This window comes from Polaromonas aquatica (assembly GCF_042659145.1).
GTDB classification, from domain to species: domain Bacteria; phylum Pseudomonadota; class Gammaproteobacteria; order Burkholderiales; family Burkholderiaceae_C; genus Polaromonas; species Polaromonas aquatica.
Genome location: NZ_JBHSRS010000084.1, coordinates 389,801 through 411,900 on the forward strand (window position 1 = coordinate 389,801; position 22,100 = coordinate 411,900).

The window sequence follows — 22,100 nt, forward strand, 5'->3', positions numbered from 1 at the left end:
CAGCATGTTTTACTCTCTCGCCACCCGCCCCGCCCGCAGCTTCCAGCGTAGCCATGCGCCTGCCGTCAGCAACGGCGCCCTCGAAAGCTTCCTCAGCGACACATTCTCCTCGCTGTCCAATGCAGGGACGGCCAAGGCCGCCACCGTGGAAGACCTTGAAAAAACCTACGCACTGCAACTGGACGTTCCCGGCCTTGCCAAAGAGCAGCTGGATATCGGCATTGAAGGCGATGTGGTCCGGGTCACCAGCAAGGACGACGCTGCCCGGAAGGTCAAGGCCGCCTGGCGTTTCCCGCTTGAAATCGACGCAGCCAACAGCACGGCAAAACTTGAAAACGGCGTTCTGACCTTGACGCTAGGCAAAAAAGTCCCCGTCAGCAACGTCAGCCAGCTCGCCATCCAGTAAATGGACCCACGACGGGACCGCTGCGCCTGTGGTCCGGCAAAGCCGGTTCCGCGGCCCCTGCTGATGGGGAGAGCTCCAGGGCGCTCCCTGATTTCAGGATTTACGCAGTAGTCAATTCAGCGAGGCCCCAGCGCGGTTTCACATCAAAGGTATAAGCGCGCTGCAGCGGTTCCAGGCCTGCCTGCAAACGCATGCCGGCAGCCAGCGCAATCATCGCGCCGTTGTCGGTGCACAGGTGAAGCTCCGGGTAATGCACGCGGATACCGCGCTGTTTACAAATGGCATTGAGCTGGCTGCGCAGCAGCGCATTCGCCCCCACCCCACCGGCGACCACCAGCCGCTTGAGCCCGGTTTGCGCCATGGCGCTCATGGATTTTTTAACCAGCACATCGACAATGGCTGCCTGCGTGGATGCCGCAAGGTCGGCCTTTCGGTTCTCAAGCTCATCGCCCAGCTTTTTTGCCTGTGTCAGCACCGCTGTTTTCAGTCCCGCGAATGAGAAATCGAGGTTGCCGCTGTGCAGCAGCGGACGGGGCAATTTGAAGGCGGCCCCATCGCCCTGCTCTGCCAGTTTTGACAGGTGCGGCCCGCCGGGATAAGGCAGGCCCATGAGTTTGGCCGATTTGTCAAAGGCTTCGCCGGCCGCATCATCAATGGTCTCGCCCAGCAGCGCATAACTGCCCACGCGGTCCACCCGCATCAGTTGGGTGTGGCCGCCGGACACCAGCAGGGCCACAAACGGAAATTCGGGTGGATCGGCACTTAAAAAAGGTGAAAGCAAGTGGCCTTCAAGGTGGTGCACGCCCATCACCGGCTTGCCCAGCGCCGCCGCCAGCGAGCAGGCCACACCGGCACCGACCAGCAGCGCACCGGCCAGGCCAGGCCCGCGGGTGTAGGCGATCACGTCAACATCGGCCAGGGCGCGTTGCGCCTCCCTCATCACGGCATGAGTGAGCGGCAGCACGCGGCGAATATGGTCGCGGCTCGCCAGCTCCGGCACCACGCCCCCATAGGCCTGATGCATGTCAATCTGGCTGTGCAGGAAGTGGCTCAACAGGCGCGGTACAGCACGGCCTCGCGCATCCACCAACGCAACCCCTGTTTCGTCACAAGACGATTCGATTCCCAATACCAGCATGGCGCCAAGTGTAAAGTGTTCGTGGGAGGCCTTTGTTAGCTGCGGGGCTTAACCTTTCGGCACGAATGTTGCTGCATCGAGCGCAGCCATGATCAAGTCCGGACTCAGTTTTCTTATTGCCGCCCGCCAGTGCGAAATCGCGGAGCTGGAGCAGCTTGCACTCAGCTGCGAATTGGTGGGTGTGATCGGCCGACTGGTTCATGCGCTACAAAAAGAGCGCGGCATCTCCAACATCTTCCTCGGCTCCCAGGGAACACGTTTTGGCGACCAGCGACTTCGCCAGGTCGCCGAATGCGGGCAAGTTGAGCAGCATGTGCGCAAGCACTTCAATGCACTGGACACCCAGCCCGACCATGTGCGCAATGGCGCCCGGCTGTTCAGCCGCATCGCTTTTGTCCTGCACGCACTGGACGGCCTGCCCGGCCTGCGCCAGCGCGTAGACGGCCAGGCGCTGTCTCCTGGGGAGGCCACGGGGGCATTCACGCGGTTGATCTCGGGCCTGCTGGTCGTGGTTTTTGAAGCTGCCGACAGCGCCACAGACCCCGAAATCTCCCGCGCGCTGGTGGCCATGTTCAATTTCATGCAGGGCAAGGAGTTCACCGGCCAGGAACGCGCTTTTGGCGCCACGGCCTTTGCCTCCGGCCACACCAATGCCGGGCACCAACAGCAATGGCAACACCTGATCGAATCACAGGAACGCTGCCTGCAGGTATTCAGCGATTTTGCAGACCCCGGCGTTCTGGGCGAATGGAATGCCAATCAGCCAGGCGATGACCTCGCCGAACTTGAGCGGCTGCGCCGTATAGGCTGCACACCCCATACAGGCGGCGCACTGGACGCCAACCTCAGCCAGATCTGGTTTGACTGCTGCACACATCGCATAGACGGCATGAAAACAGTGGAGGACCTGCTCGCGGCCAACCTGCGCCTGCTGTGTGAACGCAAGATCGCCCAGGCCCACACCGAGTTGCGTGACCAGCAGGCCACCCTTGATGACCTGTCGCGCCAGGAGGGTTCTGCAGCCAGCCCCGACGCGCCCACCCACTATGGCCCCCAGCTTGAGCGCTCCATCCTTGGCATGGTGCAGGAGCAGGCGCACCGCCTGCAGGTGATGAGCGATGAACTGGAAACAGTACGCACCGCTCTCAATGAACGCAAGGTCATAGAACGCGCCAAGGGCCTGTTGATGGCCACCCGCAAACTCAGCGAAGACGATGCCTACAAGATGCTGCGCCAGACCGCCATGAGCCAGAACCGGCGCCTGCTGGACGTAGCCGAGTCCGTGCTGGCCATGGCCGCCTATTTGTAAGCACGCTGCTCGCAGGCAAAACTGCTGCACCGCACAAATCCCGTGCCTGCATTTTGACCATGCACCAATGATGGGCGCAACAAGAAACCGACGGGAAAGCGGCAGATCACTCCGCCAAGCCCATGATTTGAAAAGGAAAATCCTCACCTCACTCACAGAAGTAGAGATGGCACGGTTTCTGCTTTATTGATTACAAACCAGGCCAATGGCGGCCCGGCAGCAAGCCTGCAATGGCCTGTTTTTTGGACAACGGCGTCCCTCTCTTACCTGATTCCGCGCGGGTGAAAGATGGATGCCGTTTTTGTTTTCAGCTTCTTTTTGCAACCAGGAGTCCAATATGTCGCAACAACTTTCCGGCCCCACAGCACCAGCCCGCCGGGACTTCATCAAACAGGCCACTGCAATGGGTGCGGCCACCCTCCTGACCAGCGCGGGATCGGGCGGTGCCTGGGCCGCGGGCTCGGATGCGCCGGAAAAGAAGGAAGTGAAGATCGGCTTCATCCCGCTGACGGACTGCGCCTCCGTCGTCATGGCCTCGGTACTGGGCATTGACCAGAAGTACGGCGTCAAGATCATCCCGACCAAGGAAGCCAGCTGGCCCGGCGTGCGCGACAAGCTGGTCAATGGGGAACTCGACCTGGCGCACGTGCTTTACGGCCTGGTCTACGGCGTGCACATGGGAACGGCCGGCCCGAAAAAAGACATGGCCGTGCTGATGAACCTGAACCACAACGGCCAGGCCATCACGCTGTCGAAAAAACTCGCCGACAAGGGCGCCGTGGACGGCCCCTCACTGGCCAGGCTGATGGCCACCGACAAGCGCGAATACACCTTTGCGCAAACCTTCCCCACCGGCACCCATGCGATGTGGCTGTATTACTGGCTGGCAACCTACGGCGTCAACCCGATGAAGGATGCCAAGGTCATTACTGTGCCGCCGCCGCAGATGGTGGCCAATATGCGCGTCGGCAACATGGACGGCTACTGCGTGGGGGAGCCCTGGGGCCACCGCGCCATCATCGACGGCATCGGCATCACGGGCATCACCACCCAGGACATCTGGAAAGACCACCCTGAAAAGGTGCTGGGGACCACCGCCGACTTCGTCAAAAAATACCCGAACACGGCGCGCGCCGTGACGGCCGCCATCATCGAGGCCGGCAAATGGATAGACGCCAGCCTCTCCAACAAGAACAAGATGGCCGAGACGATTGCCGAGAAAAGCTACGTCAATACCAGCGTCGATGCCATCAACCAGCGCATCCTGGGCCGCTACCAGAACGGTCTGGGCAAGACCTGGGACGACCCCAACTACATGAAGTTCTTCAACGACGGCACGGTCAACTTCCCCTACCTGTCCGACGGCATGTGGTTCCTCACGCAGCACAAACGCTGGGGCCTGATCAAAGACCATCCCGACTACCTCGGCATCGCCAAACAGATCAACCAGATCGATATCTACAAGGACGCCGCCGCTGCCGCCAAGGTCAGCGTGCCCAAGGACGTGATGCGCACCCACAAGCTGCTGGACGGCACCGTGTGGGACGGCAAGGATCCGAAAAAATACGCGGACTCTTTCAAGATCCGCGCCTGAGCCAGACTGCATCAAGGAGAACACCATGGTCAGCGCCGTCTTCCACAGCCCGCTTGAAGCGGCCGCCCCGGCAGCCCGCAACGGGGACAAACCCAGAGATTCGGCAGCTACACATTTGATAGCTGCTCACACACAGCAAACGGGGGCTACAGCCCAAAATGACATGAAAACCCCCACGCCGGCCGTGGCCGCCGCAAAACCCCAGCGAGACCTTTCCTATCTCTGGCTGGGCATCCTGCCGCCGCTGCTGGGCCTGGGCCTGCTGGCACTGGTGTGGGAGCTGGTCTTCATGGGCACGGGCGGCAGCATCCCTTCGCCCAAAGACACCTTCGTGCAGGCCGTGCAAATCTTCAGCGACCCGTTTTACAGCAAGGGTCCCAACGACCAGGGCGTGGGCTGGAACGTGCTGTCCTCGCTCAAGCGCGTGGCCATGGGCTTCGGCATGGCGGCCATCGTCGGCATCCCGGTCGGCTTCCTGATCGGCCGCTTTAACTTCCTGAGCCGCATGTTCAACCCGCTGATCAGCCTCTTGCGCCCGGTCTCGCCGCTGGCCTGGCTGCCCATCGGCCTGCTGGTCTTCAAGGGCGCCAACCCGGCCGCCATCTGGACCATCTTCATCTGCTCGATCTGGCCCATGATCATCAACACCGCCGTCGGCGTGCAGCGTGTGCCGCAGGACTACATGAACGTGGCGCGCGTGCTCAACCTCAGCGAGTGGAAGATCGTCACCAGGATCCTCTTTCCCGCCGTGCTGCCCTACATGCTGACCGGCGTGCGCCTGGCCGTCGGCACCGCCTGGCTGGTGATCGTGGCCGCCGAGATGCTGACCGGCGGTGTCGGCATCGGCTTCTGGGTCTGGGACGAGTGGAACAACCTCAACGTCAAGAACATCATCATCGCGATCTTTGTCATCGGCATCGTCGGCCTGGCGCTGGAGTTCGCACTGATCAAGCTGGCCACGGCCTTCACCTTCGAAGAAGTCAAGAACTGAAGCAGCGGAGACCACCATGACATCCTTCACCACCAAGTACATCGAGATCCAGGGCGTAGCGCAAACATTCAAGACCCAAAAGGGGCCGTTCTGCGCACTGAAGGACATCAACCTGACGGTCGCCAGGGGCGAGTTTGTCGCGCTGATAGGCCACTCGGGCTGCGGCAAATCCACCCTGCTTAACCTGATTGCCGGCCTGACGACGCCCACCCAGGGCAGCCTGCTGTGCGCCAACCGCGAAATCAGCGGCCCCGGGCCCGAGCGCGCGGTGGTGTTCCAGAACCACTCGCTGCTGCCCTGGCTCACCTGCTTTGAGAACGTCTATCTGGCAGTGGAGCGCGTGTTCTCGGCCACCGAAAACAAGGCGCAACTCAAGGCCCGCACCGATGCTGCGCTGGCCATGGTCGGGCTGACCGCCGCCGCACAAAAACGCCCGGGCGAAATCTCCGGAGGCATGAAGCAGCGTGTCGGCATCGCCCGCGCGCTGTCCATGGAGCCCAAGGTGCTGCTGCTCGACGAACCCTTCGGTGCGCTGGACGCGCTGACCCGCGCCAGGCTGCAGGACGAGCTGCTGCAGATCGTCGCCACGACCCACAGCACGGTGGTGATGGTGACCCACGACGTGGACGAAGCAGTGTTGCTCTCCGATCGCATCGTGATGATGACCAACGGGCCCGCGGCCACCATTGGCGAGGTGCTGAGCATTGAGCTGCCCCGCCCCCGCAACCGCGTGGAGCTGGCCGAAAGCACCCAGTACCTGCACTACCGCAAGGCGGTCATCGACTTTTTGTACACGCGCCAGGCCCACGTGGAAAAAGCCGCTTAAAGGCAGCTTTCAGGCCTGAAAACGCACCGAGACAACCAAGGAACCACGATGGACATGCGTGTCAAGAAACCCAAGCTGGTGATGGTAGGCAACGGCATGGCCGGCGTCCGCACGCTGGAAGAGTTACTCAAGGTCTCGCCCGACCTCTACGACATCACCGTGTTCGGCGCCGAGCCCCATCCCAACTACAACCGTATCCTGCTGTCGCCGGTACTGGCCGGCGAGCAGACGCTTGATGAGATCGTGCTGAACTCCTGGGACTGGTACAAGGACAACCACATCACGCTGCATGCCGGCAAGAAGGTGGTCGAAGTCGACCGCATCAAACGCGTCGTGCGCGCGGTGGACTCCAGTGGCAACGTCACCGAAGAATCCTACGACCGCCTGTTGATCTGCACAGGATCCAACCCATTCATCCTGCCGGTGCCCGGCAAGGACCTGGCAGGCGTGATCGCCTACCGCGACATCGCCGACACCAACGCCATGATTGCGGCCTCGGAAAAATACAAAAGAGCCGTGGTCATAGGCGGCGGCCTGCTGGGCCTGGAAGCGGCCAACGGCCTGATGCTGCGCGGCATGGAGGTCAGCGTGGTGCATGTGATGCCGACTCTGATGGAGCGCCAGCTCGACAGCGTGGCCGGCAAACTGCTGCAAAAGTCGCTGGAAGAACGCGGCCTGAACTTCCTCATGGGTGCACAAACGCAGGAGCTGGTCGGCGGCACCGATGGCCGGGTCACAGCGATTCGTTTCAAGGACGGTAGCGAAGTCGCCGCCGACCTGGTGGTCATGGCCGTGGGCATTCGCCCCAACACGCAGCTGGCCGAATCGATGCGCCTGCATTGCAACAAGGGCATCGTCGTCAACGACACCATGCAGACCGTGACCGATGCGCGCATCTATTCCGTCGGCGAATGCGCGGCGCATCGCGGCATAGCTTACGGCCTGGTGGCCCCGCTGTTTGAGCAGGCCAAAGTGGCCGCCAATCACCTGGCGCAGTTCGGCATCGGCCGCTATACCGGGTCGCTCACCTCTACCAAGCTCAAAGTCACCGGCATCGACCTCTTCAGCGCCGGCGAGTTCATGGGCGGAGAGGGAACCGAAGAAATCGTGATGAGCGACCCCTTCGGCGGCGTCTACAAAAAACTGGTGATCAAGGACGACAGGCTGGTTGGCGCCTGCCTGTATGGCGACACGGTCGACGGCAGCTACTACTTCAAGCTGCTGCGCGACGGCCGCAACGTGAGCGACATCCGCGACAAGCTGATTTTTGGCGAGTCCAACCTCGGCGACGCGGGCCATGAAGGCCAGAACAAGGCCACGCTGATGGCCGACGATGCGGAAGTCTGCGGCTGCAATGGCGTCAACAAGGGCACCATCTGCAAGGCCATCAAGGAAAAAGGCCTCTTCACGCTCGATGAAGTGCGCAAGCACACCAAGGCCAGCGCTTCGTGCGGCTCCTGCACCGGGCTGGTGGAGCAGATCCTGATGTTTACCGCAGGCGGCGACTACTCGGCCACGCCCAAGCTCAAGGCCATGTGCGCTTGCACCGACCACGGCCACCAGGCGGTGCGTGACGCCATCCGCGCCAACAAGCTGCTCACCATCTCGGACGTCTATAAATTCATGGACTGGAAGACGCCCAATGGCTGCGCCACCTGCCGCCCCGCCGTCAACTATTACCTGATCAGCACCTGGCCCAAAGAAGCCAAAGACGACCCGCAAAGCCGCTTCATCAACGAACGCAGCCATGCCAACATCCAGAAAGACGGCACCTACAGCGTCATCCCGCGCATGTGGGGCGGCGAGACCACCGCGAGCGAGCTGCGCCGCATTGCCGACGCAGTCGACAAGTACAAGATCCCGACCGTCAAGGTCACCGGCGGGCAGCGCATCGATTTGCTGGGCGTCAAAAAAGAAGACCTGCAAAACGTCTGGAAAGACATCGGCATGCCTTCGGGCCACGCCTATGCCAAGGCCCTGCGCACGGTGAAGACCTGCGTGGGCAGCGAATGGTGCCGCATGGGCACGCAGGACAGCACCCAGATGGGCAAGGACCTGGAGCGCGCCATGTGGCGCATGTACGCACCACACAAGGTCAAGTTTGCCGTGAGCGGATGCCCGCGCAACTGCGCTGAGTCCGGCATCAAGGACGTCGGCATCATCGGTGTCGATTCGGGCTGGGAGATGTACATCGCCGGCAACGGCGGCATCAAGACCGAAGTGGCCCATTTCTTCACCAAGCTCAAGACGGCAGCCGAGGTGCTCGAATACACCGGCGCGTTTTGCGAGCTCTACCGCCAGGAGGGCTGGTACCTCGAGCGCACGGTGCACTACGTGAACCGCGTCGGCCTGGACTATGTGAAGAAAAAAATCCTGGAAGACCACGAAGGCCGCAAGGCGCTGTGGGAACGCCTACAGTTCGCGCTCGACGGCGAGCCCGATCCCTGGTTCGACCTCAAGGAAGCGGCTGTTGATACGCGCCAGTTCACCGCGCTGCCCGCCTGAGAGGCCGGTTCACCCTTCACACAACACAAGAAAACCTGATGCGACACACCCTTCAACGCCGCGCCTTTTGCAGCCTGACGCTCGCCCCTCTCGTTTCACTGGGCTCCCTGGCGCCTTTCACCGTCCACGCGCAAGTGGCCGGCATCGGCGACGCCATCAACAAAGCCGGCCGCCAGCGCATGCTGTCGCAGCGCATGGGCAAAGCCTGGTTCGGCCTGGGCCAGGGCATTCAGGCCGACTCCGCACGCCGCGTGCTGGACCAGTCCATGGCACTGTTTGACCGGCAGCTGGTGGAGCTCAAGGCGTTTGCGCCGGCCGGTGAAACCCGCGACACCTATGTCCAGCTCGAAGCGGCCTGGTCCGACTACAAGACCCTGTTGATTGGAACCACGCCCTCACAGGAAAAAGCCAAACAGGTGCTCGAGCAAGCCGGCAAGGTGCTGGCGCTGGCGCACAAGGGCACGGGGCTTTTTGAGCAGCAGGCCGGCAAGCCCGGCGCGAAGCTGGTCAACGTCGCCGGCCGCCAGCGCATGCTCTCGCAGCGCATGGCGCAGTTTTACCTGGCCAACAGCTGGAACGTTGAAAGCGCTGTCAGCCTGCGCGAAATCAACAAGGCCCGCGACGAGTTTGTGCCGGCGCTGGAGCTGCTGCGCAACGCACCTGAAGCCACGCCGGAGATCAAGCAGGAACTGGCGCTGGCCGACAACCAGTGGTTCTTTTTCGACAACGCCCTGAAAGCCCGCGTGACCAGCCCCAAAGCGGCCACCGACGTGTTCGTCAGCAGCGAAAACCTGCTGCAGGTCATGGACCGGGTCACCGGCATGTATGCCCGGGTTCTGGGTTAAGAGCGTCAGGAGGAGACAACCATGAGTGAATGGAAAAAAATCTGCCTGGTCGATGAAATCCCCGTACTCGGCTCACGGCGCGTTGCGCGTGCACAGGGCATGGATGTCGCGGTGTTCCGCAATGATCAGGACCAGGTCTTCGCAGTGCTGGACCGCTGCCCGCACAAGGGCGGGCCACTGAGCCAGGGCATTGTCTTCGGCACCAGTGTGGCCTGCCCCCTGCACAACTGGACGATTGACCTGGAAGGCGGCTGCGCCAAGGCGCCGGACGAAGGCTGCGTGCAGAAATTCAGCGTGCGCGTGGAAAGCGGCGCCGTGCACCTCGACGCTGGTGAGCTCGCCACGCTGGCCATCGATCTTTCCCCGCCAATAGCGGGACCAAAGCTCTTATCCCCTCTCCCTCTGGGAGAGGGCTAGGGTGAGGGCAGCCGCGTGACCACTGCACCCACCGCCGACCCTCACCCCCACCCTCTCCCAGCGGGAGAGGGAGCCAGACAAACCCGATCAACCTGCCCTTATTGCGGCGTCGGCTGTGGGGTGATCATTGAATCGCAGGGTGACGAAATCACCGGCGTGCGCGGCGACCCGCAACATCCGGCCAACTTCGGGCGGCTGTGCACCAAAGGATCGACGCTGGCGCTGACGGCCTCGGCGTCCGTCACGCGGCAGACGCGCCTCTTGCAACCGATGCGGCGCGAGCACCGGCATGAGGAGCCCAAGGCGGTGTCGTGGGACCAGGCGCTGGGTTTTGCCAGCGAAAGCTTTGCACAGATCATCCGCGAGCACGGCCCCGATGCAGTGGGTTTTTATATTTCTGGCCAGTTGCTGACGGAAGACTATTACGTCTTCAACAAACTGGCCAAGGGCCTGATCGGCACCAACAACGTCGACACCAACTCGCGCCTTTGCATGAGCAGCGCGGTGGCAGGTTACAAGCAGACGCTGGGCGCAGACGCACCGCCTGCCTGCTACGACGACGTGAGCCATGCGCAGTGCATCTTCATCGTCGGCAGCAACACGGCGTATGCGCATCCCATCCTGTTTCGCCGCATTGAAGACGCCAAGGCCGCCAACCCGGCGCTCAAGATTATTTTTTGCGACCCGCGCCGCACCGACACGGCCGAGATCGCCGACCTCTACCTGGGCATACAGCCGGGCACCGATGTGTCGCTCTTCAACGGCATGCTGCACATCATGCTGTGGGAAGGCTGGACGGATGCCGCTTACATCGCCGCGCACACCACCGGCTTTGACGCGCTCAAGGCCACGGTGCGCGACTACACGCCTGACCTGGTGGCCGAAACCTGCGGCATCAAAAAAGAAGACCTGCTCGCCGCCGCCAAACTCTTTGCCACCTCGGCCGCCACGTTGAGCCTGTATTGCCAGGGCCTGAACCAGTCGAGCAGCGGCACGGCGAAGAATGCCGCGCTCATTAACCTGCACCTGGCCACCGGCCAGATCGGCAAACCGGGTGCCGGGCCTTTTTCATTGACCGGCCAACCCAATGCGATGGGCGGGCGCGAAGTGGGCGGCCTGGCCAATTTGCTGAGCGCGCACCGCGACCTGGCCAACCCCGGTCACCGCGCCGAAGTTGCCGCGCTATGGGGCATCCCTTCCGTGCCAGAGACACCGGGCAAAAGCGCCGTCGAGATGTTCCAGGCCGCGGCCGACGGCGAGATCAAGGCGCTGTGGATTGCCTGCACCAACCCGGCCCAGTCCATGCCCGACCAGGCCACCGTGCGCCGCGCGATGGAGCGCGCCGAGCTCGTGATCGTGCAGGAGGCTTTTGCCACCACGTCGAGTTGTGACTATGCCGACATCCTGCTGCCCGCAACCACCTGGGGCGAAAAAATGGGCACAGTCACCAACAGCGAACGCCGTATCAGCCGCGTGCGCTCTGCCGTTCCCGCGCCCGGCGAAACGCGCCACGACTGGGCCATCGCGGTGGATTTTGCGCAGCGACTGGAGAAGCTCTTGCCCGGCCGCACGGCATCCGGCACAAGCCTGTTCCCCTACCCGCCAGACGATGAAGCAGCCGGCATAGAAGCCATCTGGAACGAGCACCGCGAATCCACACGCGGGCGCGACCTCGACATCACCGGCATGAGTTACGCCATGCTGGACGCCGCGCCACAGCAGTGGCCTTTGAAAACCGGTGAAACGACGGGCAAAGCCAGGCTTTACGAAGACGGCATCTTTCCCACAGCCGACGGCAAGGCGCGTTTCGTCAACACTGCCTACAAACCTGTGGCCGAACCACGCGAATCACGTTACCCCTTTTCCATGACCACCGGCCGCCTGCGCGACCAGTGGCACGGCATGAGCCGCACCGGCACCCTGGGCCGGCTGTTCGGCCACGTCGCCGAGCCCGCTGTGCAGATGAATGCGCAGGACATGGCGCGGCGCCTGCTGAAAGACGGCGACCTGGTGCACGTCACATCCAGGCGCGGCTCCATCGTGGTGCCGCTGCAGGCCTCGCCTGAGGTGGCGGTGAGCCAGGCTTTCATCGCCATGCATTGGGGAGAGGAGTACCTGAGTGGGCAATCCACGAATGGCGACACGCTGGCTGGCGTCAATGCGCTCACTACCTCGGCCTACTGCCCAAGCTCCAAACAGCCCGAGCTCAAGCACGCTGCGGTGAAGATCCTCAAAGCCGAAATGCCGTGGACGCTGCTGGCCATGGCCTGGCTACCCGAGGGCGACGTACTGACGGCGCGCGAACAACTCAAGCCGCTGATGGCGCAATTTCCCTTCACCAGTTGCGTGCCGTTTTCCAACAACACACCGCTGGCCGACCGCGGCCGCGAACGCACCGGCGTACTGTTTCGTGCGGCCAGCCACGAGGCGCCGCCGGACGAGACGCTGGCGACACTCGAACGCATCCTCGGCTTGGACAGCTCGTACGTGCTGCGCTACGCCGACCGCAAGAAAGGCCAGCGCCGCACCATGCGGCTGGTGCGCAGCGAAAGCGAGGCCCAGCTCGCCGGCTTTGTGCTGGCAGGCGACACCAGCGCCCAGGCCTGGATCAAGACCCTGCTGCAAGACGAATTGCCGGCGCAGGCCTATAGCCGGTTGCTGCTGTTGCCCGGCGCCAAGCCGCCGGTGGCGGTGCAATCGCGCGGAAAACCGGTGTGCACCTGCTTTAACGTCAGCGACATAGCCATCGACGAGCATCTTTCGCTGCTGGCAGCTGGCGGCGGCGACGCCGGCCACCTGGGCACGGACGAAGAACGCCTGGCGTCATTGCAGGACACGCTCAAGTGCGGAACCAACTGCGGCTCGTGCGTACCGGAACTCAAGCGCCTGGTGCACTCCGCCCGCAACGCACCGCCCGCCAGCGGCGCTGCACCACAACGCCCCATCATTCCCATCAAGCAGTTGGCTTAAGCAAATAACGAAAAGTTATCTGTATTCACCGACAATCTCCAAATGGGCATTAGTCAATACATCAAGGAAATCGGGCGCGGCAAGGATGGCGCCCGCGCACTCACGCGCGAACAGGCCGCGGACCTGCTGGGCCAGGTGCTGGACGGTGCCGTGACGGACCTTGAGGTCGGCGCTTTTTGCCTGGCCATGCGCATCAAGGGCGAAACACCGCAAGAGATGGCAGGGTTTCTTGACGCCACGCACCAGCGCCTGAGTCACCTGCCCGCCAACGCCGGCGACACGCCGACCGTGGTGCTGCCCAGTTACAACGGCGCACGCAAGCTGCCGGTGCTCACGCCGCTGCTCGCGCTGCTGCTGGCGCGCGAAGGCCTGGCAGTGCTGGTACACGGCACACCCACAGAATCAAGCCGTGTTTTTGCATCAGAAGTGCTTCTGGCCCTTGATATTCAAGCGCAACCAGCTATTAAATCAATAGCATCCGGCGAACTGGCCTTTGTGCCCACCGAATTGCTCTGCCCCGCATTAAAACGCCTGCTGGATGTGCGCCGCGCCGTCGGCCTGCGCAATCCGGCGCACAGCCTGGTCAAGGTCATGAACCCCTGCCTGGGCAAAAGCCTGGTGGTCAGCAGTTACACGCACCCGGAATACGCGGTGTCCATGGCGCAGACCTTTGAGCTCGTCAAGGCCAATGCCATGCTGCTGCGCGGCACCGAGGGCGAAGTTGTGGCCGACGCGCGCCGCATGCCGCAGATGGACGCCTTCATCGGTGGCCAGCGCCGCTTGCTGCAGGATGCCCAAAGCGGTACGCTGGCATCGTTGCCCGACCTGCCCAAAACAACAGACGCCGCTGGCACGGCGACGTACATCCGCTCCGTAATGGCCGGCAAGCAGCCCGTGCCGCCATCCATCGCCCTGCAGGTGGAACACATCTTGCAACTGGCTTCACAACTATGACAAGCAGCACAAACAACATGAATCCGGCCGGCCAATGCACCCTGGTCGGCGCGGGCCCGGGCGACCCGGAATTGTTGACGCTGAAGGCGCTCAAGGCCATACAGGCGGCCACGGTGCTGCTGGTCGATGACCTGGTCAGCGACGAGATCGTGGCCTTTGCCAAACCCGGCGCGCGTATCGTGCATGTCGGCAAACGCGGCGGCTGCAAGTCCACGCCGCAGGAGTTCATTGAAAAACTCATGATCATGGCCGTGCGCGAAGGCGAAAACGTGGTGCGCCTCAAGGGCGGCGACCCTTTCATCTTCGGGCGCGGCGGCGAGGAGGTCGAACACCTGCAGGCCGCCGGCATCACAGTGAAAGTCATCAACGGCATCACCGCCGGCCTGGCCGCGGTCACATCGCTGGGCGTGCCCCTGACCCACCGCCAGCACGCGCACGGCGTGGTGTTTGTCACCGGCCACGCCAAGCCCGGCGACAGCGGCACCGACTGGCGCGCGCTGGCCGAAACCGCGCACAAGGCCAAACTCACGCTGGTGATTTACATGGGTGTGAGCGGGTCACGGCGCATCCAGGACGAGTTGCTGACCGCCCTGCCCGCTACAACGCCTGTTGCGGTGATCCAGAGCGCCAGCTTGCCCACGCAGCGCCATGTGGTCTGCACACTCGCGGAGTTGCGAGCCAGCGTAGAGCACGAACACCTCGCCAGCCCCAGCGTGATCGTGGTCGGCGACGTGCTGCAGGGCCTGCTCGCCTTGCAGCAGGCACCGCAGGACGTTCAGGCCGCCTGAGCCTCCTCCTGCCGCGCGGCTGCACCTACACTGCAGTCCATGCAAAATTTCGACGTGGTGATTGTTGGTGCCGGTGCGGCCGGCCTGTTCTGTGCGGGCGTGGCCGGGCAACTTGGCCTGAAGGTGCTGCTGGTCGACCACAGCGAAAAAATCGCCGAAAAAATCCGCATCTCGGGCGGCGGGCGATGCAACTTCACCAACCGGGATGCAAGCCCCGCGCAATTCCTCAGCGAGAACCCGCACTTTTGCCGCTCGGCGCTGTCGCGCTACACGCCGCAGGACTTTATTGACCTGCTGCGGCGCTACAACATCCCCTTCCACGAAAAACACAAGGGCCAGCTATTTTGCGACCGCTCGGCCGAAGACATCATCAACATGCTGGTGGCCGAGTGTGATGCGGGTGGCGTTACGCGCTGGCAGCCGTGCAGCGTCAAGGACGTGACTGCCGAGGCTGACGGGAACTATCGCCTGCAAACCGATCGTGGCCCCGTCAGTGCCGGCCAGGTGGTCATCGCCACCGGCGGCCTGTCGATTCCGAAGATTGGCGCCACCGACTTTGGTTATCGGCTGGCCAGGCAGTTCGGCTTGCGCCTGGTGGAGCCGCGTCCCGCTCTGGTGCCGCTGACATTTGACGGTGAAGACTGGGCACCGTTTGCCCAGTTGGCCGGACTGGCGCTGCCCGTGCTGGTGGAAACCGGCGCAGCAGATGCCACACCCAAACAGCGCAAGAAGGCCACGGTTTTTTCGGAAGACCTGCTGTTCACACACCGCGGACTGAGCGGGCCCGCCGTGCTGCAGGTTTCCAGCTTCTGGCAAGAAGGCCAACCGGTGCGCGTCAACCTCGCGCCCGGCACCGATTTGCCCAATTTGCTGCTGCAGGCCAAGGCAAGGTCAAAAAAACTGATCGCCAATGAACTCGCCAGCCTGGTGCCCAGCCGCCTCGCGGACGCCTGGGTCAGCGCCGACCCGGCCCTGCAACGCCCCATCAGCGATGCCACCGACAAGGCCCTGCAGGGCCTGGCGCAACGCCTGGCCGACTGGCAACTGGTCCCCAACGGCACCGAGGGTTACAAAAAGGCCGAAGTCACCGTGGGCGGCGTGGACACCCGCGATTTATCGTCCCAGACCATGGAATCGAAGCAGCCGGGCCTGTATTTCATTGGGGAAGTGGTCGACGTTACGGGCTGGCTGGGTGGTTACAATTTCCAGTGGGCCTGGGCCTCAGCCTATGCCTGCGCGCAGGCCCTGCTTGTCCGGCAAGCCACATTGGCGGACAATTGACAACATCATCCATCCACCTGTTACAGGGTGGCGCGGAATTCCAGCTATAATCTTAGGCTTTGCTAGCAAACCCGCGCCTGGCCTGATCCTGATCAGATCAATTAAGGCGCACCTTTTGGATCAATTCATAAATGACGACCATTCGTGTAAAAGACAACGAGCCCTTCGACGTGGCTCTGCGCCGTTTCAAGCGCACCATTGAAAAACTCGGCCTGCTGACCGACTTGCGCGCGCGCGAGTTCTACGAGAAGCCAACGGCTGAGCGCAAGCGCAAGAAGGCTGCTGCCGTCAAGCGCAACTACAAACGCATCCGCGCCATGCAGTTGCCCAAGAAACTGTACTAAACCTGCAGTTCCGGTCTTGCCTCACGGCAACCCAAAGCCCGTATGAGGACGCTCTGCGGGCTTTTGTGTTTTTGACGCCCCTTTGACATTTCAACCGACCATTCAACCCGTTTCCTGGAGCCCGCCATGTCACTCAAAGACCAGATCACCGAAGACATGAAAACCGCCATGCGCGCCAAAGACAGCGAGCGCCTGGGCACCATACGCCTGCTGCTGGCCGCCCTCAAGCAAAAAGAGGTCGATGAGCGCGTGGTACTGGACGATACGGCCGTGATCGCCATCGTCGACAAGCTGATCAAACAGCGCAAGGACTCGATCGAAGCCTTCCAGAAGGCTGAACGCAAGGACCTGGCCGACAAGGAAGCCAGCGAGCTTGCAGTGCTTCAGGCTTACCTGCCGGCACGTTTGAGCGCAGAGGAAGTGACCGCCGCCGTCAAGGCCATCGTCACCGAGCTGGGCGCCAGCGGCCCCGGCGACATGGGCAAGGTCATGGGTGCGGTCAAGGCCAAGCTGGCCGGCAAGGCCGATATGGGCCAGGTCTCGGCAGCCGTCAAGGCTGCGCTGGCGGGCTGACCTCGGCAGGCGCGATCCCCGACCCCATCTTTTCAAGCAGGGGCCGCGGGACTGGCTCTGCCAGACCGCAGGCGCAGCGGCCCCCTCGGGGGGCAGGGAGCTACACGCAGTGAGCGACCGTGGGGGTCCTCAAGATCCAGCCACTTTCATACGATTCACAAGAATGGACCCTACGGTCTTGGCTCCGTAGTTGTAGGCATCCGCCCCCACGGCCTGTATGCCCATGAGCATGTCTTTCAGGTTGCCGGCAATGGTGATTTCCTCGACCGGGAAGGCGATCTGGCCTTTTTCGACCCAGAAGCCCGCTGCACCGCGCGAATAGTCGCCCGTCACGTAGTTCACGCCCTGCCCCATCAGTTCCGTCACGAACAGGCCTGTGCCCAGCTTTTTCAGCATGGCATCAAGGTCATCGCCGGCTGCGGTCTGGCGGCTGCTCATGACCAGGTTATGCGAACCGCCGGCGTTGCCGGTCGTGCGCATGCCCAGCTTGCGCGCCGAATAGGTGCTTAAAAAGTAGCCGCGCACAATGCCGGCGTCCACCACCGTGCGGGCGCGCGTCCTGACGCCTTCTTCATCAAAGGGCGCGCTGCCTTTGCCCTTGCGCAGGTGCGGGTCTTCGGTGATGTCGATATGGTCGGGAAAAGCCGGCTTGCCCAGGCTGTCCAGCAAAAAAGTGCTTTTACGGTACAGCGCACCGCCGCTCACGGCCTGCACAAAACCGCCCAGCAGGCCGGCGGCCAAAGGCGACTCGAACAGCACCGGGCATTCGCAGGTCTTGACCTTGCGGCTTTTCAGGCGCGACAGCGCGCGCTCGGCGGCATAACGGCCAACGACCGCCGGGCTGGCCAGCTCGGCTGCGTCACGCATGGAGCTGTACCAGGCGTCGCGTTGCATGTCGCCGCCCTTGCCCGGTGAAGAGGCAATCGGCGCGACTGAAATGCTGTGGCGCGAGCTGGCGTAGCCGCCCCTGAACCCGCGCGTGTGGGCGCTGAAAAAATGGCTTTGCTGGGCCGATACGCCGGCGCCTTCGCTGTTGGTGATGCGGCGCGAGGTGCCCAGCGCAGCGGCTTCGCATTCCAGTGCAATCCTTGCCGCTTCTTCTGAAGTGAGGTCCCAGGGATGGAACAGGTCCAGCTCGGGGTGCACTCGGGCGATGTCGCGGTCGGCAGGCAGGCCCGATGATTTGTCTTCTGCGGTGAAGCGCGCTATGTCGTAGGCAGCCTTGACGGTTTGCTTGATGGCCGCGGTGGAAAAATCGCTGGTGGCGGCATTGCCCCGCTTCTGGCCGACATACACGGTGATGCCCAGGGATTTGTCGCGGTTGCGCTCGACGTTCTCCAGCTCGCCCTTGCGCACGCTGACCGACAGGCCGCATCCTTCGGAAGCCTCTGCTGCAGCGTCCGTGGCGCCCAGTTTTTTGGCATGGGCCAGCGCCGTATCCACCAGGTGCTCGAAAAAATCGCGGTGGTAACTGAAACCTTTTTCCGGCTGGGTGGTGGGCCGGGCAGATGGTTTGCTGCGGGAATCGCTTGGAAGGGTCTTTGATGTCATATGGGTAGCTATGATACTGACTGCCATGAATACCAAAACCACAAAGCCGATTCCCAAAGCCATCAAAGGCTATTGGTCCAATGGCCGTTTCGTCAAACCAGAAGAAATCGCCGCTGAAGAAAAAGGCCCGCCCAGCAAGACCCAGCTCAAAGCCGAGGCCGATGAAAAACAGGCCCTAGGTGAAGCGCTGCTCACCCTGCGCGCCGACCTGATGGCGCGGCTGGACCTGCCCGACAAACTGCTCGACGCCATCAAGGACGCCAGGAAAATCACCAACTTCGAAGGCAGGCGCCGCCAGATGCAGTTCATCGGCAAGCTGATGCGCCCGCTGGACCCTGAGCCCATCCGCGAAGCCATCAACGAACAGCTCAACGGCTCGGCGCAGCTCACGCTCGCCCTGCACCTGGCCGAGCAATGGCGTGACAGGCTGGTGGCCGAAGATGAAGCCCTGGGCTCCTGGCTCAACGAATACCCCGGCACCGACGCACAGCAGTTGCGCGCGCTGATCCGCCAGGCACGCAAGGACTACAAACCCGAAAAACCGGGCGAAGCCCCGCGCCACGGCAAGTCGTATCGCGAGATTTTCCAGCTGGTCAAGGAAACCATGAAAAACGCGGCAGAGGAACCCGACGTATGAGCGCTGTACATGATGCCGTGAAGATCGGCATCGTCTCGGTCAGCGACCGGGCCTCCACCGGTGTTTATGTCGACAAGGGCCTGCCCGCGCTCAAGGAATGGCTGACACGCGCCCTGCTCAACCCCGTCACGTTTGAAGAACGCCTGATCCCCGACGAAAAGGACGGCATCAGCGCGGCCCTGATCGCGCTGGTCGATGCCGGCTGCTCGCTGGTGCTGACCACAGGCGGCACCGGCCCTGCGCTGCGCGATGTCACGCCGGAAGCCACGCTGGCCGTAGCACACAAGGAAATGCCGGGTTTCGGCGAGCAGATGCGCCAGATCAGCCTGAAGTTCGTCCCGACGGCCATACTGTCGCGCCAATGCGCCGTGATTCGTGACAAAAGCCTCATCCTCAACCTTCCCGGCCAGCCAAAATCCATCGCAGAGACGCTGGAAGGGTTAAAAAGTGAAAGCGGCGAGCAAATCGTGCCTGGCATCTTTGCCGCCGTACCTTATTGCATCGACCTGGTGGGCGGCCCCTACCTGGAAACACGCGACGAAGTCTGCAAGGCGTTCAGGCCAAAGTCGGCCCTGCGCCCGCCACCGGCCTGATTTTTATCGCCCAGCGGCTTTGGCGCGCGGTCCTTGCTCTTTTTTCCACAAGAAAGAACCCATGTACTGCCTGATCGCCCGAAATTCACAACAAAAAAGGCCTGTAGCCATTCAGGCAATAGCGCTGGCAGCTATTTTTTTAATAGCAACTACAGCAGTCCAGGCACAAACCCAGGCACGGCCAAGCGAGCCCAGCCTGCCTTACACCGTCAAGAGCTCCGACAAACTGATACGCCTGAGCCGCGAGATGCTGGTCAGCACGCAAGCCTGGAACGAGGTGGCGAAATACAACCAGCTCAAGGACCCGGACCTGATTTTCCCGGGCCAGAAGCTGGACATCCCGTTGCGTTACCTGAAATCGAAGCCGTCAACCGGCAAGGTCATCAGTGCCGAGGGCGAAGTCACGCTGGGTGGCAATAGCGCGCAGCCGGGCGCCGCGATAGGCGACGGCAGCCAGCTGAAAACCGGCGCCAACAGCTCGGCGGTGATCGAGCTCGGCGACGGCAGCCGCGTCAAGATCCTGCCCAACAGCCTGGCCGAAGTGGTCACCAACCGCGACTACGCCTTGCGTGATGCCTCGGCCAGCGGCTCGACCAACTGGTTTTCCGGCCTGATGCGGCTTTCCGCCGGCGCACTCGAAACGCTGGCGTCCAAAACCGCCAAACGCGCAACGCCGCTGCAGATCGAAACACCCACCTCGCTGGTCGGCGTGCGCGGCACCGAGTTTCGTGTGGCGTACGACGACCCAGTCAGCCGCAGCGCCCGCACCGAGGTGGTCGAGGGCAAGGTTCGCGCGGACAACCCGGCGCAGCACAGCGGCGCCGACCTGCCCACCGGCACGGGCGCTCTGGTCAACCCGCTTGAAAAAGAAGTCAAAGTTGTGGTCCTGCTGCCCGCCCCCGACCTTGCCAACATTCCCACAGAAGTGCTCAAGCCCCTGGGTGGCTGGGCCATGCCCGTGCTGGACGGCGCCGTGGCCTACCGCGTGCAGGTGTCGAGCGACGAGAAGTTCGACAAAATCGTGCGCGACCTCAAGGTCGCCGGCAACAGCGCCGACCTGGCCAGCCTGGCCAACGGCAACTGGTTTGCGCGCGTGCGCGGCATCGACCCGGCAGGCCTGGAAGGTTTTGACGCGGTCAAGCTGATCGCCGTCAGGGACGGCCAGTGGCGCGTGAGTTATTCCAGCATGAGCCTGATGAACGGCCAGGCCGTGCTCAGCTGGATTGGGCAGCAATCGAACGGCCAGCCCATGACCGGCGGCAGCTACTCGGCGCTGGTGGCGCGTGACGAGGCACTGACTCAGGTTGTGGCCAATGCCGAACGCGAAGTCCCTGGCCGGGGCCCGCGGCTGGAACTGGGCGACCTGAAACCCGGTGTGTATTTCATACGTCTGCGCAGCAAGCCGGCACAGGGCGGCGCCACGGACAGCGAGATTTACCGTTTTGAGATTCCCGCCAACTGGGGCAAAAGCGTTTTTGACCAGACCTCGTCGCTGCAGGCCGTCAAATAGCCCTGTTTCAGCATCAAAAAGGCCTGTGGCCGGCTGGTCATGCGCGCAGACAGCTATCGATTTAATAGCGCCTGGCTGGCCCTTTATTTGCCCATCAGCTGGTTGAGCTTGTCAGCCTCAAAGGTTTCCTGCAGCGCTGCATCGTCGGGCACGCAGTCCTTGTGGGTCTTGCCGTTTGCAGAGAGTTTTTCAATCGCCTGCCAGAGCAGCGTGATCTGGTGCTCCTGCGAGGAGGCGTTGTCGATCAGGCCCTTCATGGCCTGGGACACCGGATCGTCGTCCAGCGTGATGCCGTAAGCCGAGAACTTGTTCTGCGCCGTCGTGACGTCGGCGCTCTCGCCGGTTTTGGACGGGATGATGCGCGCCGGGATGCCCACCGCAGTGGCCCCGGCAGGCACCGGCTTGATGACCACGGCATTGCTGCCAATCTTGGCATCGTCCCCGACCAGGAAACCGCCCAGTACCTTGGCGCCGGCACTGACCACCACGTTCTTGCCCAGGGTCGGATGCCGTTTGGCACCCTTGTAAAGCGAAGTGCCGCCCAGGGTCACGCCCTGGTAAATCGTGCAGCCGTCGCCGATTTCGGCGGTTTCCCCAACCACAACACCCATGGCATGGTCAAAAAACACCCGTTCACCGATGACGGCGCCGGGATGGATTTCAATGCCCGTCAGCCAGCGCGCAATGTGCGAGATAAAACGCCCCAGCCATTTGAAGCCATGAACCCAGCACCAATGAGCCGGCCGGTGCAACACGATGGCATGCAGGCCCGGGTAGCAGGTCAGCACCTCCCAGGTGCTGCGCGCGGCAGGGTCGCGGTCTAGGATGCACTGGATGTCGGAGCGAAGTCTGGAAAACATGCCGTGAG

General features: G+C 62.6%; 20 protein-coding genes. 17 read left to right on the forward strand and 3 right to left on the reverse strand.

Features of this window, described 5'->3' with window-relative positions:
- The first annotated feature begins 4 nt into the window (after positions 1–4).
- The gene (locus tag ACFQND_RS23030) at positions 5–406 is read left to right on the forward strand and encodes an Hsp20/alpha crystallin family protein (RefSeq protein WP_371439871.1); all 402 of its coding nucleotides are present in this window, start codon (positions 5–7) and stop codon (positions 404–406) included.
- A gap of 100 nt (positions 407–506) precedes the next feature.
- Here the strand turns inward: ACFQND_RS23030 and tsaD are convergent, their stop codons facing one another.
- The gene (tsaD, locus tag ACFQND_RS23035) at positions 507–1,544 is read right to left on the reverse strand and encodes a tRNA (adenosine(37)-N6)-threonylcarbamoyltransferase complex transferase subunit TsaD (protein ID WP_371439872.1); all 1,038 of its coding nucleotides are present in this window, start codon (positions 1,542–1,544) and stop codon (positions 507–509) included.
- 91 nt (positions 1,545–1,635) lie between these two features.
- On the opposite strand from tsaD, the gene ACFQND_RS23040 reads away from it, so the two are divergent.
- The 13 genes from ACFQND_RS23040 to ACFQND_RS23100 all read left to right on the forward strand — a co-directional run bounded on the left by ACFQND_RS23040 (position 1,636) and on the right by ACFQND_RS23100 (position 16,941).
- A complete protein-coding gene (locus tag ACFQND_RS23040; protein ID WP_371440082.1) occupies positions 1,636–2,853 on the forward strand; it encodes a nitrate- and nitrite sensing domain-containing protein in 1,218 nt (405 codons plus the stop codon).
- Between the two features lie 337 nt (positions 2,854–3,190).
- Complete coding sequence (locus ACFQND_RS23045; protein WP_371439873.1) at positions 3,191–4,447, forward strand: CmpA/NrtA family ABC transporter substrate-binding protein; 1,257 nt, start codon at positions 3,191–3,193, stop codon at positions 4,445–4,447.
- Positions 4,448–4,472: 25 nt separating this feature from the next.
- Complete coding sequence (ntrB, locus tag ACFQND_RS23050; protein ID WP_377414649.1) at positions 4,473–5,438, forward strand: nitrate ABC transporter permease; 966 nt, start codon at positions 4,473–4,475, stop codon at positions 5,436–5,438.
- A 16-nt stretch (positions 5,439–5,454) separates the two neighbouring features.
- Positions 5,455–6,264: an ABC transporter ATP-binding protein gene (locus tag ACFQND_RS23055; protein ID WP_371439875.1), complete on the forward strand. Its 810-nt coding sequence runs from the start codon at positions 5,455–5,457 to the stop codon at positions 6,262–6,264.
- 48 nt (positions 6,265–6,312) lie between these two features.
- Positions 6,313–8,769 carry a nitrite reductase large subunit NirB gene (gene nirB, locus ACFQND_RS23060; protein WP_371439876.1) on the forward strand — a complete coding sequence of 819 codons (2,457 nt, stop codon included), beginning with the start codon at positions 6,313–6,315 and terminating at the stop codon, positions 8,767–8,769.
- 38 nt (positions 8,770–8,807) lie between these two features.
- Positions 8,808–9,614, forward strand: a complete 807-nt coding sequence (locus tag ACFQND_RS23065) for a type IV pili methyl-accepting chemotaxis transducer N-terminal domain-containing protein (protein ID WP_371439877.1) — start codon at positions 8,808–8,810, stop codon at positions 9,612–9,614.
- 21 nt (positions 9,615–9,635) lie between these two features.
- Positions 9,636–10,031: a nitrite reductase small subunit NirD gene (gene nirD, locus ACFQND_RS23070; RefSeq protein ID WP_371439878.1), complete on the forward strand. Its 396-nt coding sequence runs from the start codon at positions 9,636–9,638 to the stop codon at positions 10,029–10,031.
- A gap of 15 nt (positions 10,032–10,046) precedes the next feature.
- Positions 10,047–13,001, forward strand: a complete 2,955-nt coding sequence (locus ACFQND_RS23075) for a nitrate reductase (protein ID WP_371439879.1) — start codon at positions 10,047–10,049, stop codon at positions 12,999–13,001.
- Positions 13,002–13,043: 42 nt separating this feature from the next.
- A complete protein-coding gene (gene ybiB / locus ACFQND_RS23080) occupies positions 13,044–13,955 on the forward strand; it encodes a DNA-binding protein YbiB (RefSeq protein ID WP_371439880.1) in 912 nt (303 codons plus the stop codon).
- The gene (gene cobA, locus ACFQND_RS23085; RefSeq protein WP_371439881.1) at positions 13,952–14,743 is read left to right on the forward strand and encodes a uroporphyrinogen-III C-methyltransferase; all 792 of its coding nucleotides are present in this window, start codon (positions 13,952–13,954) and stop codon (positions 14,741–14,743) included. The genes ybiB and cobA overlap by 4 nt, the downstream gene beginning before the upstream one ends.
- Before the next feature lie 39 nt (positions 14,744–14,782).
- Positions 14,783–16,024 carry a BaiN/RdsA family NAD(P)/FAD-dependent oxidoreductase gene (locus ACFQND_RS23090; RefSeq protein WP_371439882.1) on the forward strand — a complete coding sequence of 414 codons (1,242 nt, stop codon included), beginning with the start codon at positions 14,783–14,785 and terminating at the stop codon, positions 16,022–16,024.
- Positions 16,025–16,155: 131 nt separating this feature from the next.
- On the forward strand, positions 16,156–16,368 hold the full coding sequence (gene rpsU, locus ACFQND_RS23095; RefSeq protein ID WP_011484193.1) for a 30S ribosomal protein S21: 213 nt from the start codon (positions 16,156–16,158) through the stop codon (positions 16,366–16,368).
- A 126-nt stretch (positions 16,369–16,494) separates the two neighbouring features.
- Positions 16,495–16,941 carry a GatB/YqeY domain-containing protein gene (locus ACFQND_RS23100; RefSeq protein WP_371439883.1) on the forward strand — a complete coding sequence of 149 codons (447 nt, stop codon included), beginning with the start codon at positions 16,495–16,497 and terminating at the stop codon, positions 16,939–16,941.
- A 129-nt stretch (positions 16,942–17,070) separates the two neighbouring features.
- Here ACFQND_RS23100 and pmbA read toward each other — a convergent pair whose 3' ends face one another.
- Positions 17,071–18,492: a metalloprotease PmbA gene (pmbA, locus tag ACFQND_RS23105; protein WP_371439884.1), complete on the reverse strand. Its 1,422-nt coding sequence runs from the start codon at positions 18,490–18,492 to the stop codon at positions 17,071–17,073.
- 25 nt (positions 18,493–18,517) lie between these two features.
- On the opposite strand from pmbA, the gene yjgA reads away from it, so the two are divergent.
- The 3 genes from yjgA to ACFQND_RS23120 all read left to right on the forward strand — a co-directional run bounded on the left by yjgA (position 18,518) and on the right by ACFQND_RS23120 (position 21,232).
- Positions 18,518–19,129, forward strand: a complete 612-nt coding sequence (gene yjgA / locus ACFQND_RS23110; RefSeq protein ID WP_371439885.1) for a ribosome biogenesis factor YjgA — start codon at positions 18,518–18,520, stop codon at positions 19,127–19,129.
- Positions 19,126–19,722: a molybdopterin adenylyltransferase gene (gene mog / locus ACFQND_RS23115; protein ID WP_371439886.1), complete on the forward strand. Its 597-nt coding sequence runs from the start codon at positions 19,126–19,128 to the stop codon at positions 19,720–19,722. The genes yjgA and mog overlap by 4 nt, the downstream gene beginning before the upstream one ends.
- A 61-nt stretch (positions 19,723–19,783) precedes the next feature.
- Positions 19,784–21,232 (forward strand): FecR domain-containing protein, encoded by a 1,449-nt coding sequence (locus ACFQND_RS23120; protein ID WP_371439887.1) that lies wholly within the window; start codon positions 19,784–19,786, stop codon positions 21,230–21,232.
- Positions 21,233–21,315: 83 nt separating this feature from the next.
- On the opposite strand, the gene cysE is transcribed toward ACFQND_RS23120, so the two are convergent.
- Positions 21,316–22,092 carry a serine O-acetyltransferase gene (cysE, locus tag ACFQND_RS23125; protein ID WP_371439888.1) on the reverse strand — a complete coding sequence of 259 codons (777 nt, stop codon included), beginning with the start codon at positions 22,090–22,092 and terminating at the stop codon, positions 21,316–21,318.
- Between the last annotated feature and the right edge of the window lie 8 nt (positions 22,093–22,100).

What these genes read in the sequence shown, in the direction of transcription:
- rpsU (WP_011484193.1), top strand. Translation starts at nt 16,156, where the DNA reads ATGACGACCATTCGTGTAAAAGACAACGAGCCCTTCGACGTGGCTCTG.
- ACFQND_RS23055 (WP_371439875.1), top strand. Translation starts at nt 5,455, where the DNA reads ATGACATCCTTCACCACCAAGTACATCGAGATCCAGGGCGTAGCGCAA.
- ACFQND_RS23090 (WP_371439882.1), top strand. Translation starts at nt 14,783, where the DNA reads ATGCAAAATTTCGACGTGGTGATTGTTGGTGCCGGTGCGGCCGGCCTG.
- yjgA (WP_371439885.1), top strand. Translation starts at nt 18,518, where the DNA reads ATGAATACCAAAACCACAAAGCCGATTCCCAAAGCCATCAAAGGCTAT.
- mog (WP_371439886.1), top strand. Translation starts at nt 19,126, where the DNA reads ATGAGCGCTGTACATGATGCCGTGAAGATCGGCATCGTCTCGGTCAGC.
- cobA (WP_371439881.1), top strand. Translation starts at nt 13,952, where the DNA reads ATGACAAGCAGCACAAACAACATGAATCCGGCCGGCCAATGCACCCTG.
- cysE (WP_371439888.1), bottom strand. Translation starts at nt 22,092, where the DNA reads ATGTTTTCCAGACTTCGCTCCGACATCCAGTGCATCCTAGACCGCGAC.
- ACFQND_RS23100 (WP_371439883.1), top strand. Translation starts at nt 16,495, where the DNA reads ATGTCACTCAAAGACCAGATCACCGAAGACATGAAAACCGCCATGCGC.
- nirD (WP_371439878.1), top strand. Translation starts at nt 9,636, where the DNA reads ATGAGTGAATGGAAAAAAATCTGCCTGGTCGATGAAATCCCCGTACTC.
- tsaD (WP_371439872.1), bottom strand. Translation starts at nt 1,544, where the DNA reads ATGCTGGTATTGGGAATCGAATCGTCTTGTGACGAAACAGGGGTTGCG.
- pmbA (WP_371439884.1), bottom strand. Translation starts at nt 18,492, where the DNA reads ATGACATCAAAGACCCTTCCAAGCGATTCCCGCAGCAAACCATCTGCC.
- ACFQND_RS23065 (WP_371439877.1), top strand. Translation starts at nt 8,808, where the DNA reads ATGCGACACACCCTTCAACGCCGCGCCTTTTGCAGCCTGACGCTCGCC.
- ACFQND_RS23030 (WP_371439871.1), top strand. Translation starts at nt 5, where the DNA reads ATGTTTTACTCTCTCGCCACCCGCCCCGCCCGCAGCTTCCAGCGTAGC.
- ntrB (WP_377414649.1), top strand. Translation starts at nt 4,473, where the DNA reads ATGGTCAGCGCCGTCTTCCACAGCCCGCTTGAAGCGGCCGCCCCGGCA.
- nirB (WP_371439876.1), top strand. Translation starts at nt 6,313, where the DNA reads ATGGACATGCGTGTCAAGAAACCCAAGCTGGTGATGGTAGGCAACGGC.
- ACFQND_RS23120 (WP_371439887.1), top strand. Translation starts at nt 19,784, where the DNA reads ATGTACTGCCTGATCGCCCGAAATTCACAACAAAAAAGGCCTGTAGCC.
- ybiB (WP_371439880.1), top strand. Translation starts at nt 13,044, where the DNA reads ATGGGCATTAGTCAATACATCAAGGAAATCGGGCGCGGCAAGGATGGC.
- ACFQND_RS23045 (WP_371439873.1), top strand. Translation starts at nt 3,191, where the DNA reads ATGTCGCAACAACTTTCCGGCCCCACAGCACCAGCCCGCCGGGACTTC.